17 protein-coding genes are annotated in these 16,836 nt (G+C 44.4%); 6 read left to right on the top strand and 11 right to left on the bottom strand.

Annotated elements, in window-relative coordinates:
- Window positions 1–69: 69 nt before the first annotated feature.
- The 7 genes from sstT to AAGA51_RS20505 all read right to left on the bottom strand — a co-directional run bounded on the left by sstT (window position 70) and on the right by AAGA51_RS20505 (window position 6,282).
- Window positions 70–1,290, bottom strand: a complete 1,221-nt coding sequence (gene sstT, locus AAGA51_RS20535; protein WP_042479275.1) for a serine/threonine transporter SstT — start codon at window positions 1,288–1,290, stop codon at window positions 70–72.
- Window positions 1,291–1,523: 233 nt separating this feature from the next.
- Entirely contained in the window at window positions 1,524–2,582 is a 1,059-nt protein-coding gene (rsgA, locus tag AAGA51_RS20530) for a ribosome small subunit-dependent GTPase A (protein WP_042479271.1), read from the bottom strand.
- A 300-nt stretch (window positions 2,583–2,882) separates the two neighbouring features.
- A complete protein-coding gene (locus tag AAGA51_RS20525; protein WP_042479261.1) occupies window positions 2,883–3,332 on the bottom strand; it encodes a copper chaperone PCu(A)C in 450 nt (149 codons plus the stop codon).
- Window positions 3,333–3,336: 4 nt separating this feature from the next.
- Window positions 3,337–3,939: an SCO family protein gene (locus tag AAGA51_RS20520; protein ID WP_042479258.1), complete on the bottom strand. Its 603-nt coding sequence runs from the start codon at window positions 3,937–3,939 to the stop codon at window positions 3,337–3,339.
- Window positions 3,936–4,364 carry a hypothetical protein gene (locus tag AAGA51_RS20515; protein WP_042479254.1) on the bottom strand — a complete coding sequence of 143 codons (429 nt, stop codon included), beginning with the start codon at window positions 4,362–4,364 and terminating at the stop codon, window positions 3,936–3,938. The genes AAGA51_RS20520 and AAGA51_RS20515 overlap by 4 nt, the downstream gene beginning before the upstream one ends.
- A 150-nt stretch (window positions 4,365–4,514) precedes the next feature.
- Window positions 4,515–5,435 carry a DUF368 domain-containing protein gene (locus AAGA51_RS20510; protein WP_042479249.1) on the bottom strand — a complete coding sequence of 307 codons (921 nt, stop codon included), beginning with the start codon at window positions 5,433–5,435 and terminating at the stop codon, window positions 4,515–4,517.
- A 94-nt stretch (window positions 5,436–5,529) separates the two neighbouring features.
- Entirely contained in the window at window positions 5,530–6,282 is a 753-nt protein-coding gene (locus tag AAGA51_RS20505; RefSeq protein ID WP_042479247.1) for a flagellar brake protein, read from the bottom strand.
- Window positions 6,283–6,405: 123 nt separating this feature from the next.
- On the opposite strand from AAGA51_RS20505, the gene AAGA51_RS20500 reads away from it, so the two are divergent.
- Window positions 6,406–6,684 carry a GNAT family N-acetyltransferase gene (locus AAGA51_RS20500; protein WP_042479243.1) on the top strand — a complete coding sequence of 93 codons (279 nt, stop codon included), beginning with the start codon at window positions 6,406–6,408 and terminating at the stop codon, window positions 6,682–6,684.
- Here AAGA51_RS20500 and AAGA51_RS20495 read toward each other — a convergent pair.
- Entirely contained in the window at window positions 6,673–7,638 is a 966-nt protein-coding gene (locus AAGA51_RS20495; RefSeq protein WP_042479241.1) for an endonuclease/exonuclease/phosphatase family protein, read from the bottom strand. The two genes, AAGA51_RS20500 and AAGA51_RS20495, sit on opposite strands and share 12 nt — an antisense overlap.
- A gap of 113 nt (window positions 7,639–7,751) precedes the next feature.
- On the opposite strand from AAGA51_RS20495, the gene AAGA51_RS20490 reads away from it, so the two are divergent.
- Window positions 7,752–8,927, top strand: a complete 1,176-nt coding sequence (locus tag AAGA51_RS20490; protein WP_042479239.1) for an MFS transporter — start codon at window positions 7,752–7,754, stop codon at window positions 8,925–8,927.
- 185 nt (window positions 8,928–9,112) lie between these two features.
- Window positions 9,113–10,660, top strand: a complete 1,548-nt coding sequence (locus AAGA51_RS20485) for a methyl-accepting chemotaxis protein (protein ID WP_042479231.1) — start codon at window positions 9,113–9,115, stop codon at window positions 10,658–10,660.
- 94 nt (window positions 10,661–10,754) lie between these two features.
- Here AAGA51_RS20485 and AAGA51_RS20480 read toward each other — a convergent pair whose 3' ends face one another.
- From AAGA51_RS20480 to AAGA51_RS20470, 3 genes are all read right to left on the bottom strand, one after another.
- Window positions 10,755–11,099 carry a DUF3316 domain-containing protein gene (locus AAGA51_RS20480; protein WP_042479229.1) on the bottom strand — a complete coding sequence of 115 codons (345 nt, stop codon included), beginning with the start codon at window positions 11,097–11,099 and terminating at the stop codon, window positions 10,755–10,757.
- Window positions 11,100–11,387: 288 nt separating this feature from the next.
- Window positions 11,388–12,680, bottom strand: coding sequence for a hypothetical protein (locus tag AAGA51_RS20475; protein ID WP_042479227.1), 1,293 nt, complete (start codon window positions 12,678–12,680; stop codon window positions 11,388–11,390).
- Between the two features lie 199 nt (window positions 12,681–12,879).
- Window positions 12,880–13,596: an NUDIX hydrolase gene (locus AAGA51_RS20470; RefSeq protein WP_042479225.1), complete on the bottom strand. Its 717-nt coding sequence runs from the start codon at window positions 13,594–13,596 to the stop codon at window positions 12,880–12,882.
- 301 nt (window positions 13,597–13,897) lie between these two features.
- Between AAGA51_RS20470 and pncB the strand changes: the two genes are divergently transcribed.
- From pncB to AAGA51_RS20455, 3 genes are all read left to right on the top strand, one after another.
- Window positions 13,898–15,205, top strand: a complete 1,308-nt coding sequence (gene pncB, locus AAGA51_RS20465) for a nicotinate phosphoribosyltransferase (RefSeq protein ID WP_042479222.1) — start codon at window positions 13,898–13,900, stop codon at window positions 15,203–15,205.
- Between the two features lie 111 nt (window positions 15,206–15,316).
- The gene (locus AAGA51_RS20460) at window positions 15,317–16,357 is read left to right on the top strand and encodes an oxidoreductase (protein WP_042479219.1); all 1,041 of its coding nucleotides are present in this window, start codon (window positions 15,317–15,319) and stop codon (window positions 16,355–16,357) included.
- Complete coding sequence (locus AAGA51_RS20455) at window positions 16,354–16,827, top strand: heme-degrading domain-containing protein (protein WP_042479214.1); 474 nt, start codon at window positions 16,354–16,356, stop codon at window positions 16,825–16,827. The genes AAGA51_RS20460 and AAGA51_RS20455 overlap by 4 nt, the downstream gene beginning before the upstream one ends.
- Window positions 16,828–16,836 lie beyond the last annotated feature (9 nt).

Genomic DNA, 16,836 nt, shown 5'->3' with positions numbered 1-16,836 from the left:
TAAAGTCATAAAAAAATCCGCCCAATGAGGCGGATTTTTTTTACAACGGCGAGTAACTATAGTTACTGCTTATTTTTGAGATTTCTTGTGCTCTGCTTTACATACAGCAGCTGTGAACACAACGTCCGTTGAACTGTTTAGCGCAGTTTCAGCAGAATCTTGAATCACACCGATAATGAAGCCAACAGCAACAACTTGCATCGCAACGTCATTTGAAATTCCGAACAGGCCACATGCTAGAGGGATCAGAAGCAGTGAACCACCAGCAACGCCTGATGCACCACAAGCTGATACCGCAGCAACGACACTTAGCAGTACAGCAGTCAATAGATCAACTTCAATGCCTAGCGTGTTTACAGCAGCAAGTGTAAGAACAGTAATCGTGATCGCTGCTCCCGCCATGTTGATGGTTGCACCTAGAGGAATCGATACTGAGTAAGTATCTTCATCCAGATCTAACTTCTCACAAAGAGCCATGTTAACAGGGATGTTTGCTGCGCTTGAACGAGTGAAGAACGCAGTTACACCACTTTCACGCAAACATTGTAGAACTAGTGGGTATGGGTTTTCGCCTGTCTTAACGTATACGATCAATGGGTTAACGATCAGAGCAATAATTGCCATTGCACCTAGTAGAACCGCAAGAAGCTGAGCATAGCCCGCCAATGCGCCGAAACCTGTTGTCGCAAATGTAGACGCCACAAGGCCGAAGATACCGAATGGTGCTAGGCGAATGATGAAGCGAACGATTTGAGAAACACCGTGGCTCAGATCTTCAAACACTGCTTTTGTTGTTGCTGATGCATGATGCAACGCTAAACCTAAACCAACACCCCAAGCCAAAATACCGATGTAGTTCGCTGTCATCAGCGCATTCACAGGGTTATCAACCAGTTTAAATAGAAGGGTGTTCAGTACTTCTGCAATACCTTGTGGAGGGTTTGCACCTTCAGCGCCCGCAACAAGTGTCAAAGTTGTTGGGAAAAGGAAGCTAAGTACAACGGCTGTTAAAGCAGCGGTAAATGTGCCTAGTAGGTATAAAACTACGATAGGACGCATGTATGTGTGTTGGTTTTTCTTTTGATTTGCAATCGACGCGGCTACCAAGATGAAAACAAGTACTGGCGCTACGGCTTTTAGAGCACCGACAAAAAGGTTACCAAGTAAGCCAACACTTTGCGCAGAATCTGGAGAAACAGTCGCCACGATAGCACCTAAAACGATACCAACGAGGATCTGAAGCACCAGATTGCCACGAGCGAAGCGGGCAAAAATATTGTTGCTTTGCATAATTATCCCTGCAATGAATAAATAGTTTGAATTGTAATGTTTACAGCAGTACTTGCTGTAGGGGGGTAATATTAACGTTGCAGGACAATGTGTCTAGGATTTATTTATAGATAGAATAATATTTAACAGAGATGTTGAATTTCGACACATTTTTGATGAAATGTTGCGTATTTGTAGCGCATATATTTTACAAAAATAAAGGGTGAAATATCACCCTTTGCTAATATTCTGGATTAATATCCTTTTTCCCTAGATTGTTTTTCCTTCATCACGCTTTTGACGTGTTTGTGAAAATCTTTCTCTTTGGAACGCCTTTCCGCAATCGATTCACTATTGCGTGCTTGCTCAGCAAGAAGTTTGCGATAGTTACGCAGTCTTCTTTCATCAAGCTCTTCACTTTCTATCGCTTTTAGAACGGCACAACCCGGCTCGCTAATGTGTTTGCAATCGCTAAAGCGGCACTTGTCCGCCAAATTGGCAACGTCTGCAAATACTTCTTCGATGCCTTGTTCACAATCAGAGATTTGAAGCTCTCTCATTCCTGGCGTATCAAGTAACAATGCACCTGAAGGCATAGAAAGCAGTGAACGTGATGTGGTTGTGTGGCGGCCTTTACTATCGTGTTCACGAATACCACTGGTTTCTTGTATGTCACTACCCATCAGCGTATTGACTAAGGTAGATTTACCCACACCAGAAGAACCCATAACGGCTATCGTTTTTCCAACTTTGCACCATGCTTTCAAACTCTGACAGCTTTCGCTGGACAGTGCGTTGATAGATTCCACGTACAGCATTGGATTCAGTGCCTGAACCTGCTGTTTTTTGTCATCCGCATCGTCACATAGATCGGCTTTAGTCAGCACAATAACAGGCTCTACTTGAGCTTCTTTCGCAAGAGCCAGATAGCGTTCTATTCGACTGAGATTAAAGTCTTGATTGAGCGATGAGACGATAAACACGGTATCAACATTAGAAGCGATAAGTTGTTCGTAAGACTTAATACCTGCGGCTTTTCTACTAAAAAGCGACTGGCGGTCTAGCAACTTAACAAACTGGTTCGTTTCGCGGTCGAGCAGTACCCAGTCTCCAACGGTCATTGGAGGCAGTTTTGCGTGAATATCTAAGTGAATTTCGCCGTTCTCTGTCCAACAAATGTAGCCAGTCCGGTGATGTTCACTAATACGCGCGGGAATTGCCGTTTCTAATTCATCCCAGCTTAATTGTTGCTGGTAAACAGGTCGCCATCCTAATTGTGGCAAAGAAAGTGATAAAGTTTCGTTTAAACTCATTTGGTTACCCCAGACACGCGTAGGTACGCTGTCTTATAACGCAATTAAATATGACTAGGGCCGAATAAAGGTGTGACCCCGGTTTAGTTGAACACCGGGCAATTCGAGGGAAAGAAAGAGTTGAAGATTAAGCTTTCTTCTCTGAAGTTGCGCGGTGGGTTTTAAGTACAATCATCAAAATCTCCTAAATATTTCTGGTTTAAATCTATGCAAATAATAGCAGAAGAGGCGGGAATGCCCACCTCTTTTTTATGGTCTTATCAATACAAAAGTTGGACCGCAGCTGCAGTCGCTTTGGTATTAATTATGTTCCATTTTCATGCCACTCATGACCTTTTTAACTGGTGCTTTAAAAGTGAGTTGCTCACCATTTTTGAAGGTGAGTTGAATATCGATTTCTTCATTTTCAGCCAATGGTTTTGGCAGTTTAAATAACATGATGTGGAAGCTACCCGGCTTCAATTCCAGTTTGCCTTTGGCCGGGACTTTTAACTCTGAAACCTGACGCATTTTCATCACATCACCTTCATTGATGACGTCATGCAATTCTACTTTTCCGGCTGCTTGTGTGGTTGCTGAAACAATGTATCGGTCAGTGTCGCTTCGGTTAACAATGTCACCAAATACTGCGCTGGTTACTGCGGTAGGAGGTGTCGCTCTCGCGTAGGGGTTATGAACCATGATGTCCATTTTTGCGTAGGCTAAAGGGCTTGCTAATAAGCTGATGAGTAACAGGGCTTTACCTTTCATTGTTTCATCCTTTTGTTGGTTGAGTGACTTCTTTTATCGCTTCCACTATTGGCGCAGGGTTCTGCGTATGTGGAACTTTTGTTATTAGAGTGCCATCGGGTTTTAAGAAATAAAAATAGGAGCTGTGGTCGAGCGTGTACTTGAGCTCCGAGTTAGGTAATTCGGTTTTACGAAAAATCACGCCGTATCGATTCGCCAACGATGCTGTAATATCCAGAGAGCCAGATAGGCCCTCTATCATTGCATGGAAGTAGTGAGCATAGGTCGCAGAAGACTCTGCATCATCACGCTCTGGATCTAACGAAACAAACATGGGTCTTAGCTGTTTTTTTGTTTCATCATCAATCTGATTTAATGCCCCTGCCAGCATGGCAAGCGAAGTTGGGCAAACGTCCGGACAACGAGTAAAGCCAAAATAGACAATACGGATACGCTTGTCCGACGTATCAAAGATATTCACCGCTTGGTTTTTTTCACCGTACAGTGTTACGTCAGACGCGGATTGCATCTCTTCTTGTTCTAGCGTTTTCTGAGAATCAAAATAGCTTTTGGTACCAAAACCAAGTACGAATGCCATGATTAAAACTAAAGACCAATTTTTACTCATCGTTCCATCCTTAATGCTGGTAGAACCGTTGTTTTACCGTCAGTGAGTTGTCCTACCCATGTCATTGAGTCACTGGTACATACGGGCAATATGATGTCAGATTCAAATTTGCCAGACTCTGTTTTCTTAAGTACGTATTTTACGGTTCCCATGTCCATTTCGACACCTTGTAGTCGCAGCTCAAGCTGCTCAGAATCGCTGTTAGGCCATGAAACCGAGAGACGATTTGCCACCAGAGGATGTACTTTGTCCTGAGCAAGAGTCATTGAGATATTCTGCTGCGAGCAAGGGGTCGTTGACAATACGCAGTATTGAGACAGATCAGTGCTCTTTGTTTCAGATGAGAAGAGCTTAATGATGTCGCTTGCAAAGAAACCAGCAAGAAGTGCGGCAATAATGAAGAGTAGTTTTAACGCTGAACGCATTTTCTTACACATGGTTAGGAAAGGTGTGCGCATCCTAGCATAAACGGAGATTAAGTTTAGGAAAAGTAGGGCAAAATGTGGAAGGGTTCAAGCAAACATTGAGGAGATGAATAGGCGACTGAAGCCGCCTATTAAGGGAATCTGAAACGATTAAACGTCGTGTTTCTCTGCGTATTTTTCTAGTCCCCAAACTAAAGCGATTGCACAGCACATAAAGACAACAGCAATCACTAGCTGCGAAGACTGAGAGGTGATCGCTTCAAACTCAAATGGCGACAAGTTGTGCTGAACCAGTGGCACTTGTTCACCATGAGAGTTAGTGCGCCATGAAATCGTCTCTTTCCACGGCCAGATTTTCGGCAAAGTGCCCAGCATTAAACCCGTGAGGAACATTAAGGTGACTTCACGGAATCGTTTAAGCAGCCAAGAAAGCACGTGAGAGAAACTCAGTAAGCCAATCACACAGCCAGATAAAAACAATAGTAAGACGTCGATTTGTGCGTTTTTCACCGCACCCAATACCGTTGCATACATGCCAATTAGCAGCAAAATGAAACTGCCTGAAATACCCGGCAAGATCATCGCGCAAATAGCGATTGCACCTGCAAAGATGATGTTGATGTTGCTAAGTTCGAGGCTAAGTGGTTTCAAAATCGTAATGCTATAAGCAAAGGCGACACCTAGAGCCAAACATACCCAACGCGATGCGGTTTTGTGCTCCACTTGTTTGAGCATGTGGTATACCGAAACAAGGATTAAACCAAAGAAGAAAGACCAAGTTGGGATAGGGTGAGTGACCAGTGCCCAAGAGATGAGTTTTGCAAAAGTAGCAATACTGGTGAATATTCCTGCAAACAGCGAAATGAGGAAAAAGCCATTAATATACTGGAATGCAGCGGAAAAACCTTCGCGCTTGCAAATGCCGAGTAAGCTTGGATTTATGCGTCGAATACTTTCCAGCAAAGTGTCGTAAATGCCGGTAATGAATGCGATGGTACCACCTGAAACGCCGGGAACAACATCCGCTGCGCCCATCGCCATTCCTTTAATGAAAGTACTAAAGTAGTTCATTTCAAACCTTTAAATGAGAATAGTGACGAGGAGTATAACGAAAAAGGAACGTCCATACTCCTAGGTTTTGGTGAGAACTTGATAAATTTAGGCGTTATGCAATGCGCTCGATGTTCAATGTTAGCTTGGTTCCGTTGAACTTTAACTGACTAAGTAGATTCTTAGCGTTCTTTTGCCCTGCTTCGTCAAACTCCATTCCGTAACGTGCATAGTGGGTGGAACGTTGTAGGTTACAAACTTTACCCGTTAATGGCGCGAAAACTTTGGTGCCACGCTGATCTGCAAATATTTCTATCGAGACCATTTCGCCAACTTGATAAGTTTTGCCTACTGGTGGGGCGATAAATCGACAGCCACACTTTGATAAATCACGGACTTCGCCACTGGCTTTGTGTTCACCACAAATTACTCTTCCTGGCAGATTGACGTCAAAGCGAGGTTCTTTTCTCAGTTGAGTTACTTGCATTGAGCTTGGTATTGACAGCATGGCCAGCGGGATTGGCTCTTGAACGACATGCAATAACTGACTGCGAAAGTGGATCATTGCGCCTTCGCCACGCGAAGATATTGCACGGATATTGATCCAAAAACCTTCTTGAAAATAAAAGCTCATATCACTGGCTGAGATATTTGGAATTTCAGCGAGAAGATAAGTATCAGAGTGAGTACCGATAAATGGTGTTCTACAGATAAACTTTGTGCCGACGGGAGTGGTAATGTTCAGCTTCAATTCGCTACCGTGTTCGACCATTGCAAGAGCATCGGTACTATTGAGGGTGATAACGGATTTAGTCGCTTTCGCGACATTTGTTTTAGTACTTTTAGTCGCTGTTTGCGGCGAGCTCATCCATAATCTCCAACAAGATAATTTATAATTTTTTTTAAGAGTTGAGATTTTATGGTGATGCATTCAGACTTTCAATTCACCAAGCTTATAAATTAAGAATTAATTATCATTTTGGATATAAAAATGGAACATACCGTTATTTACGACAGAGAGAACGAGTGCTTTCGTGTCCACCTTGAAGGTGACCATTACGCGGTTGTGCGCTATCAGTTCTTCGATAAGGCTATGCATATAACGTCAACCAAAGTCCCGCAAGAATTACAGGGAAAAGGCTACGGAAAAATTATGATGGAAAGCGTTTTACCACTGATTGAAACGCAAGGGTTTAAGATTGTGCCCGTTTGCAGTTACGTAAAACACTATTTAGACCGTCATCCGCAATGGCAACATTTACGAGCGTAATTCTAGCGTGACGCTCACAAATGCATGGTCACTGGCGAATTTATCCTGCTCGAAACTTGGGTTGACCAAATGCTGATCCTCAACATGAAAATCAATGACTCGGGCGATATTGCGGTCTGTCTCTAAGCCGAATTCGCTCGACATCAGTATGTAATCCAAAACTTGCCCTGAAGCTCCGGTGTAATGAGTTGGCTGACGCTGAACCTTTCCCGTATGGCAATACAGCTCCCAGCTATCGATAAGATGGTAGGGAAGGAGCGGCAGGTAAGAATCCGGCTGGCGAAAACGGTGAGTCGAACGTAAACAGGCGAACTCTTGGCAATCAAGTCGTTGGTTAAAGTCCCCCATAAGCACCACCGGATGCCCAGTGGTTCGTTTTCTCTCCATAATAGCGTGATGCAATAGTGTTGCCTCGAATCCGCGTTGCACAGTAGAAAGCCAGTTGCCATAGTTTTCTTGTTGCCATGTTTCAAACACGCTCGAACCCTCTTCCTTGTCTTCTAATGTCGGGCGCTGTGATTTAAAGTGAACGATATAGACATCCACTTTCCCTAGCACAGGATGGTTCAACGTAGCTCGAAGCGGTTTACGATAGAAGGTAAAAGCATCATCAGAATTTGGTTTCTTGGCCTCAACGGCCTCTATTTCTGTCAGCTCATAACGTGAAGCAATACCGACTACTGGGTGAGTGTAGATGTAGTCTTGAGAGACCTTTGGCTGGTCTACAACAGCGAAATATGAATAGCCTAGCGGCTTTAACTGAGCCTCCAGCGCCTCTGCACTGAAGATCTCCTGAAACCCGATCACATCCGCATCTAAGGTTAATAATTTCCGTTCTAACCACTGTTGTTTTTTATGCCATTGGTTGAGCTCGTAAATATTATTGAACTCGTAAAATGCGTTAGGGGGAGCGAGATAGTTGAATAAGTTTGCGGTAGCAAAACGGATTTGCATCGATTGCTCCTATTTTTATCAGGATCTGGAGACCCTAGTATTAATAGTTAGGTTACAGCTAAAGCGGTATTGGTTAGACTGATAATATGATAACAAGGATGATAATACTTTTAATGAACACTAAAACTTGGCGTACCCCACAAAACTTCTTAATGGTTATTTCAGCGATTGTTCCGATTGCGTTTGCTAGTTGGATGGCACTGCTCAATAACTTTGTGATTGAAAAAGCGAACTTTGATGGAGCCGATATCGGTTTGTTGCAAAGTGTTCGTGAAGTACCGGGGTTTCTCGCTTTCACTGCTGTTTTTGTGCTGCTTTTTATCCGAGAGCAACGCTTTCTGTTGATCTCCCTTATGATGCTGACGTTAGGTACAGCAATCACGGGGTTGTTTCCTTCTTTGACCGGCTTGTTGCTAACCACTTTGTTGATGTCTACGGGTTTCCATTATTTCGAAACATTAAAGCAGTCATTATCACTGCAGTGGCTCAGTAAAGATGAAGCACCAGAAATGCTCGGTAAGATGATCTCTATAGGCGCACTGGCGTCGCTGCTGACTTACAGCGCATTGTGGATCATGCTTGAGCAATTGCATTTAAGTTATGAATGGGTGTATGGCATTACTGGCGGACTTGCTTTGGCCCTAGTTATTGTCGCTGCCGTTGCATTTCCAGAGTTCAAATCGGCTACACCGCAAAACAAGAAATTGGTTTTACGTAAGCGTTACTGGCTTTACTACGCTTTGACCTTTATGAGTGGGGCTCGCCGCCAGATCTTCACTGTGTTTGCTGGCTTCTTAATGGTTGAGAAGTTCGGTTATACAGCAGCAGACATCACGTTACTTTTCTTGATCAACTACGGTTTTAACTTCTTATTTGCCAAAAAAATTGGTCGTTTTATCGGTGTGGTTGGCGAACGCAAAGCGTTAATTGTTGAGTATGTTGGGTTGATTGGTGTCTTTGTTGGCTATGCTGTGGTGACAGATGCGCACTGGGCTGCGGGACTTTATGTCATAGACCATCTTTTCTTCGCCTTGGCTCTGGCTGTGAAAACCTACTTTCAAAAAATCGCCGATCCAGCCGATATGGCGTCGACAGCCGGTGTGGCATTTACCATCAACCATATTGCAGCCGTCATTATTCCAGTAAGCTTCGGTATGCTATGGCTCATATCGCCAGCGGCGGTGTTCTATATCGGTGCAGGCATGGCGTGTGTATCACTGCTGCTCTCTCTGAATATTCCTAAACAGCCAGAAGAAGGAAATGAAGTACGTCTATTCCGTTGGGCTTGATGTAGTTAAAAACGATACGATGCAAAAATGTTCATTTGTCTCAGTTATGATAAGCATCTTATTGATAAGTTTCTGAATTGATTAGGGTCAAAGTCGCGACGGCTATCCCATGTTAAAAAAGCTGCAAAATATATCGTAATTTTTGAAATTACATTTCAACATGAACGTTAGTGGGCGCTATTTGCATGGAAGTTACTGAAAACAAAGATTACCCAGATCACGTCAGTTTTATTTCTACAACTGATCGTTCTAGTCACATCACTTATGCAAACCAAGTGTTTTGTGACATTGCTGAGTACTCGCAGGAAGAGTTGCTGGGTAATCCTCATAACCTAGTTCGTCATGGAGATATGCCCAAAGCGGCGTTCGGACAACTATGGAGCTACATCCAGGAAGGCAAAAGCTGGATGGGGATAGTTAAAAACAAATGTAAAAGCTCTAAGCATTACTGGGTTTCTGCATTCGTCACACCGATAAAAAACGATAAGGGCGAGATCATTGAGTATCAATCGGTTCGCTCTAAACCCACGGCTGAACAGGTGAAGCGCGCTGATGCGCTTTACAAAGCAATTAACGCGGGCAAAAAAATCTCCCTCACACGTTCTCCTTTAACCAAACTTCTGATGCTGATAAGTGTTCTCGGATTGGCAACCAATCTATATTGGATGTTGCAGCAGCAGACTTGGCTATTGGGTGCGCTTTCCAGTGCATTTCTGTTAGCGCTAATGATCGGAATCGCCCATGTACAGCGCCGATTAAGTCATATGCAGGCATTGGCTAGCGAAGCCTATTCCAATCCTCTGTTAGAAAAGGTGTATACCGGCCGTCGCGACGAGTTTTCCCAAGTGGAACTCGCTCTTATGATGCGCAAGGCTGAGTTAAGAGCTGTTACAGCGCGAAGCGGTGATACTTCTGGTCGTATTTTGAAAGATGCCCAACATGAGTTTGAAACGGCCAAATCGATAGAGCAAAGCTTAACCGCGCAACATGCTGAAACGGAACAAGTCGCATCAGCAGTAGAGGAACTTACATACTCTATTCACGATATCGCCAGTGCGGCTTCGCTGACTTCTCAACTCACTCAGGAAGCTCGTTCTGAATCCATTACTGGCTTAAAGAGCATTAAAGCAACCGTGAGCAAAGTTAATGAGTTGGATAAAGAGCTGCTCAACAGCCAGACTATTTTGAAAACATTGTCTGCCCATACCAAGCAGGTTGAATCGATCCTAGATGTGATCTGTGCGATTTCAGAGCAAACCAATTTACTTGCGTTAAACGCGGCGATTGAAGCTGCACGAGCTGGAGAGTCTGGTCGGGGATTTGCTGTGGTGGCAGACGAAGTTCGTCATTTAGCGATTAAAACCAATGACTCGACAACCGAAATTCATAGCATGATTACAGAACTGCAAGATCTTGCGGCTCAAGGTGTAAACGCCATTCAGCGTGGTTCAGATTTGTCTCAGCAGTGTATTGTAAGCGCAGACGAAACTGGCGGGATGATCAACGATATCACGTCAAAACTGGAGCAGGTATCTGACCGAAGTCAGCAGATAGCGGTTGCAGTAGAGCAGCAGGCGATTGCGACCAAAGAGATCACCGCGAATGCGGTCAATATTAAGACGTTAACGGAAAAAACCGCTCAGTCTTCGGCTGACTCGGTGAACCGTACCAGAGTGTTGGTAGCAAATCTTAAAGAGTTGCAGAGACTCATCAGTCAGTTTGAACGTAACTGATAGATCACCTGTTAGTTTGGTAAGCAGCAAATTGATGACACTCCGTTGTCATCAATTTAGCGTGACTAACTTATATAGGGGTAAGAAGTCGAGGCTAGTTGTTATGATCTTTGATGTCGTATTGGTAATCAACATTGACTAAACCGCGATAAGACGTTTTGTCCGGTTCAACCATAATTGATTCAACTTTCAGTTCGCTGTTGTTGATTTTAACGCTGTCTGGAACAACCAGAGGTTCAACAACACCTAGCTTGAAAGTGAGCTCTTCCGAAGATAACTCTCTCAAATCGTGAATAATTTTGAATCCTGCTTGCTGCGCTTTTTGTTCAGAATTGAACACTTCTGTTTGCAGTGTGGTTTCTGATTGTTTGGTTTGGGTAGCAGCCAATACACTACCGCTTACGACCATCATAGTGATTAATGCGAGCGCTTTTTTCATGTGAATACTCCTTTAACTGTCGTTGTTATGCCCTTCCGACAAAAAGCGACACGGTGTTGATGCTATTCATCTGCCCGTGACAACTTGTTGTTTGGGTATCATGTGCATGTTGAGCACGAAATTATCCTAACAACAGACATGTAAGGAGTCCGTCAACCAATGTCAAACGATAGAAATCTTATCTTCAACTTTCTGACAATCCTGATTTAGTTGCGGTTTTTTCTAACACTGTAAAACTATTGACCAAATTTTGTTCGCATTATTACGTACACAGTAAGGTTTAGTGCGTTATATCTGAGTCGAATACCACCAGAGCACAGAGCAGCAAACCAGATACATGATGGTGATGTAGCGCCAGTTGGCCTTAAGCAAGGCTTTCGCACTGATATCATAGCGAGACTGAATACTGAGTTGGACACCAGAAAAAGGTGAGGCGGTAATGCCTAATGACCAGCCCATCAGCAGAGTCAGCCCAAGCATATTAGGGTCTGCCATAGAAGGCGCAAGTACACTGCCCGCCAGTACCACACTGGTCACTGGGTGCATTCCTGTCATCGCCAAAGCAATCAGTACGGCGACAGTCACACTAGCTTCAATCGGGCCAAAATGTTGCGGTGCTAATTGAATGTTCTTTGCATCTAAAGAGGCAGCAACTCCGGAGGCGAGCATTGCAGCGGCAGCAAACAAAACCACTTCGCCGCTGGAATTGGCAATCCCAGACTCAATATGGTTACGTGCCGCGACAATTGCGTGATAGCCCTTATTAATCAGAAGCCACAAAGCGATAAAGCACAAAGAGGTTAAAGTCACCAGAGAGAGCACGCTAATGTGCGGATAGAACTTATGAGCGGCGATCACAACGGATGCAAGTAAAGCGGGCATCCACAAAGAGTAGATAGAAATTGGGTAGCCCGAAACAGAGTTTGCATCTGCGCGGCGAACAAGTTGCCAGCCGCTTATGGCTAATGCCACTGCGCATACCGGAATACCGTAGCTTACCAAGGTACCAAGTTCTGAGCCGGGAGCACTGGTCAACGCTAAACCCATAGAAGCAAAAAACGGTGACCAGAACGCACAGGCAGCGAAGCCTCGAAGTAACACTAAACCTTGAGTTGTGCTGAGTTTGCTTTGTGTTGCCAGCTTATCGCCGATAATCATAACGGAAGAGATGTTGAGCACAGTGCCAAATAGATGAGCGCCAAGCAGAGTCCGAATCACAGCGCTTTTGCCTTGAGGAAGCGTTTCTCCTGTTTTGACGCTATTGACTGCGAAAATACGAAGAAACCCAACACCGACGATCATCGCCACCACGTTTTGGTTGGCATCTAAGGCTTTTAACAGATAACGTCCATCAAGCCCTTTGAACACTCCGTAGAGCAAGCCAATTGAGCCTACTGCGATGAGCAGGATAATTTGTTTTCTCTGTGTTGGTTTGACGTAGGGCACGAACAGCATGACGACTAGCCAGATAGGAATTCCCGCCCAGTAGCCGCTGAATAGACCTGTGATCTGAGCGACGAGCGAAAGTAATACGCTAAGCATTAACAACCAGCCGCCAGTAGCAGCAACAGAGGGTTTCATAGTTTTAAGTACGCCAAACAAAAAGTGAATGAAATGTAGGGAAGTGGCGATATTTGTTGGAATTATTTTTGTTTATACACAAAACGCTTGAACAAAAAGCTTCAAGCCGTAACGGTATGATTGTTTACATATTACTCATCAATGTTGCGGGTGCAATAGAGATTGTGAATAAAATTTAGGCGCACTAAAAATGGGCGGTTTAACCACGCAGGCAAGTTTGGAAATAGCTCACTTCGTTGGTCGCTAACTTGTACACATTTGCAGGTTTGCCGCCTTTACCTTTGCTCGACGCTGCAATTTTGTTGGCACTGACAATGATGCCAGTATCAATCAAGCGTCGCTTGATGGTCATACGGTTTACTTCAACACCAAACTTGCTGTAGGCATCAATAATGTCTGCTACTAGGAATTCTTTTTCCAATAGGAACAGAACCACAGAGGTATATTCCACCGCCGCTCTAAGCTTTTTCCATGCGTGCTGAATTTGTGCGACGTGGTCAAAAGCCAGTTCCATTTTTTCATCAAGCAAAGGTGGCAAGTCAAACCAATCTGCGCGGCTTTTGTCTGTTCCTGCATTCTCGATTTGCTGAACGTTGGATGGATTGAGAAGCGCATAGTGAGAAATGCTGATACTCCAGCCTTCCGGATCTCGTTTAGGGTTGCCATCTACCAGAGGATCGCTGATGTAATTTGGATAGGTGTGTATCTTTTGGCGACAGATTCTTCGGTGTGCAGAATTGAAATCTTCATCTGCGGGCTCACCACCTTGATTAGTCATATCTTCGTCGTAAACAAACCCGCCCGGCAGCGCCCATTTACCGCAGTCAGGGCGGTTTGGGTTAGAGCGTTTTACGAGTAGGGTCTGAATCCCCGATGGTGCGAGACGAAGGCAAACCATATCAATGGTAACAATCATAATAAGAATCCTGACATTTGGTAGCACCATTCTAGGCAAGTGAATATTGAGGGTCAATGTAAATAACATATCGTGACAAACTAGATTAGAAATTTGAGAAAAGACGGAGGTAATTGCAATAAGTCTCTGTAATTAAAATGAATCAATGCAGACGAGTTCCAGAGCTATAAAACGCTACTTTTTGTGTGGTTTGTAACAAAGTTTGACAAACTAAAAGGGTTGAATTATTGTTCATGGCAAAGTTAGGAACAAAATGTTACTAACGCGAACCACTCCTTGCAGTAAACAGAAGGAAGGCATCATGAGCAATCGCCTATTCTCTCCTCAAATCATCCGCAGCCTATTGGATTTAGATGCCTATAAAATCAATATGATGCAGGCGATTCATTCCAATTATCCTGATGCACAAGTGCGTTATGAACTGATTGTTCGTAGCGATGAAGATGTCAGTGACTTACTGGAAGAAGTTGGTGAAGAAATTGCTCTTCTGTCTTCTTTAAGATTCTCGGATGCCGATATTGCGTATTTAGGCGCTCATTTCCCGCATTTGAAACCGTCGTTCATTCAGTCTTTACGCTATTTCCACTTCCAGCCTGAACGTCAGGTTGAGTTAGACGTGGTTAAACAGGACGGTAAACATCAGCTGCGAATCAGCATTCAAGGTTCTTGGCGTGACACCATCTTGTACGAAACCATAGTGATGGCGATTGTGTCTGAAGTTCGCAACCGTCGCCGTTGGGCGGATGTGCCTGCTGAACTGCCAATGCAAGTGTTTGCCGAGAAAATAGCGTTGCTGAAAGCAGAAATCGCTAAACGCGGCATTACCAATTTCTCACTAACCGAAATGGGGACGCGTCGCCGCTTCTCCGGTCAGGTACAAAGAGATGTGATGGCACATCTGAAAAAAGAAATACCAGAATTGTTATTGGGTACCAGTAACTGCCATTTTGCCCGTGAGTTTCATTTAAAACCGATTGGCACTATCGCCCACGAGTGGTTCATGGGGCATCAAGCATTGGTGAATGTGCGTGATTCTCAGCGCGTGGCTCTTGAGCAATGGCTAAACGCATTTGAAGGCCAGATCGCTATTGCACCAACAGATACACTCACGATTGATGCTTTCATCAGTGACTTCAATATGCATCTAGCCAAAGCCTACAGTGGCGTTAGACACGATTCCGGTTGCCCGTTTAAGTGGGGCGACCGAATGATTGCTCACTATGAGAGCCTTGGTATTGACCCGAAAACGAAGATCTTCATTTTCTCCAATGGATTGAACTTCAATGAAGCGTTGGATCTGTGCGAATATTTTGCAGGTCGAGTTCAGATTTCCTTCGGTATCGGTACGTTTTTGACTAACGATCTCGCAGGTTGGCAAAATGAACAGGGCAAGAGCTACAAGCCGCTTTCTATCGTGATTAAGTTGACAGAGTGCAATGGCAGACCTGTGGCGAAGATCAGTGATGAGCCGGAAAAAGCCATGTGTGAAGACCCGCTGTTTCTCGCCAACCTTAAGCGCAGATTCGATATTGAAGTCGATATCGATGCCTTGATTAAATCGCTCAAGAAACAAAAGCAGACTAAGCATAAGTACATCGTCGCTGCTTAATCCGTCAGTCATACTATTAAATGAGCCTTCTCTGGTTTTTTCACTAGAGAGGGCTTTATTTTTATGTCACGATACCGGTTTCATTCCGCCTCTAAAAAGGATTGCTTTGATATGAATTTCACTCCAGTAAAAACAGCCGTTATTGGTTACGGCTTTTCCGCAAAAACCTTCCATCTTCCATTTATCAAAGCGTTACCAGAATTAGAGTTATCCGCTATCAGCTCCAGTCAACAAGCGAGTGTGGAAGCTGACTGGCCGCAAGCGAAGTGGTTTGCTAATGCGAATGAATTACTAGATAACAGTGATGCTGAGCTGGTGATCATCACCGCGCCAAACGATGTGCATTACTCACTGACAAAACGCGCTCTGGAAAATGGCAAACACGTTATCGTTGAAAAGCCGTTTGTTACTCGAGTGGAAGAGGGTGAAGAGCTGATTGCTCTGGCTGAAGAGAAAGGACTTGTGCTGAGTGTGTTCCACAATCGCCGCTGGGATGGTGATCTTCTTACAGTGAAAAAACTCATTGACGAGGGCCGCCTTGGTGAAGTGAAACTGTTTGAATCTCACTTCGATCGCTACCGTCCGGAAGTTCGTCAACGCTGGAGAGAAATGTCCGCTGACGGCGGCGGTATTCTGTTTGATCTAGCGCCTCATTTGCTGGATCAGGCGCTTATGTTGTTCGGGATGCCACAAGCCATCAATGCACAATGCAGAAACATGCGCCCGGGTTCGACCACTAACGACTACTTTAATCTTATTTTGCATTATCCAGAACGTCTGGTTCACCTGCACGGTAACATGTATAGCCCAGAGCCGAACTTACGATACAAGGTATTAGGCACCTTGGGTAAATATGAAAAATATGGATTAGACCCGCAAGAGCAGTGCCTAAAAGATGGCGTGGAACCCAACGCATCAGGCTGGGCGAAAGAAGAGGAATCTTCGTACGGCAAACTGTATCTGGAAAATGAATCTCACACGATTACAACCGAACACGGCTGCTACGAAATGTACTTTAAGGCTGTTGCATCGGCTATTCGTCTTGGAACAGAAAACCCTGTACCAGCGACGGAAGCACTGAAAAATATCACCTTAATTCAGATGGCGATGGAAAGCAGCGAAACGGGTCAAACGCTAACGGTGAACCTATGAGTTACACCCTAGACAGCTTGATTGAACAGGAACAGCAGCTTGAGTTGGAATATTTCAACCAAGATGTTGCTTGGCAGTTGGGCTCCTGTATTAAAACGCTTGCCGAGAAAAAAGGCGCATCAATATCGATAGAAGTGTTTGGTTTCGGCCAAACCTTATTTCAATATTGCATGATGGGTTCGAGTGCCGATCAGCTGGATTGGATTCGTCGCAAGCGTAATTCAGTGCTGTGTTATGGCAAAAGTACTTACTACTTGTCACTCTACAATGAGGGGAAGAAGCGAGTATTTGAAACTCAGCCACACATTGACCCGAATGAATACTGTGCTCACGGCGGCTCATTCCCAATCCGAATCAAAGGTTCTGGTTTAGTGGGGGCGGTAAAGGCATCTGGGTTGGCTTCGTTGGAAGATCACGAGCTGGTAACCGAAGCAATGAAGCAAGCGCTGGAATCTCAAAAAGCACAATAAATAATGAGA

This window comes from Vibrio diazotrophicus (assembly GCF_038452265.1).
GTDB classification, from domain to species: Bacteria; Pseudomonadota; Gammaproteobacteria; order Enterobacterales; family Vibrionaceae; genus Vibrio; species Vibrio diazotrophicus.
Note: the sequence above shows the minus strand (reverse complement) of the source record. Positions and strands in the feature narration are given on the sequence as shown.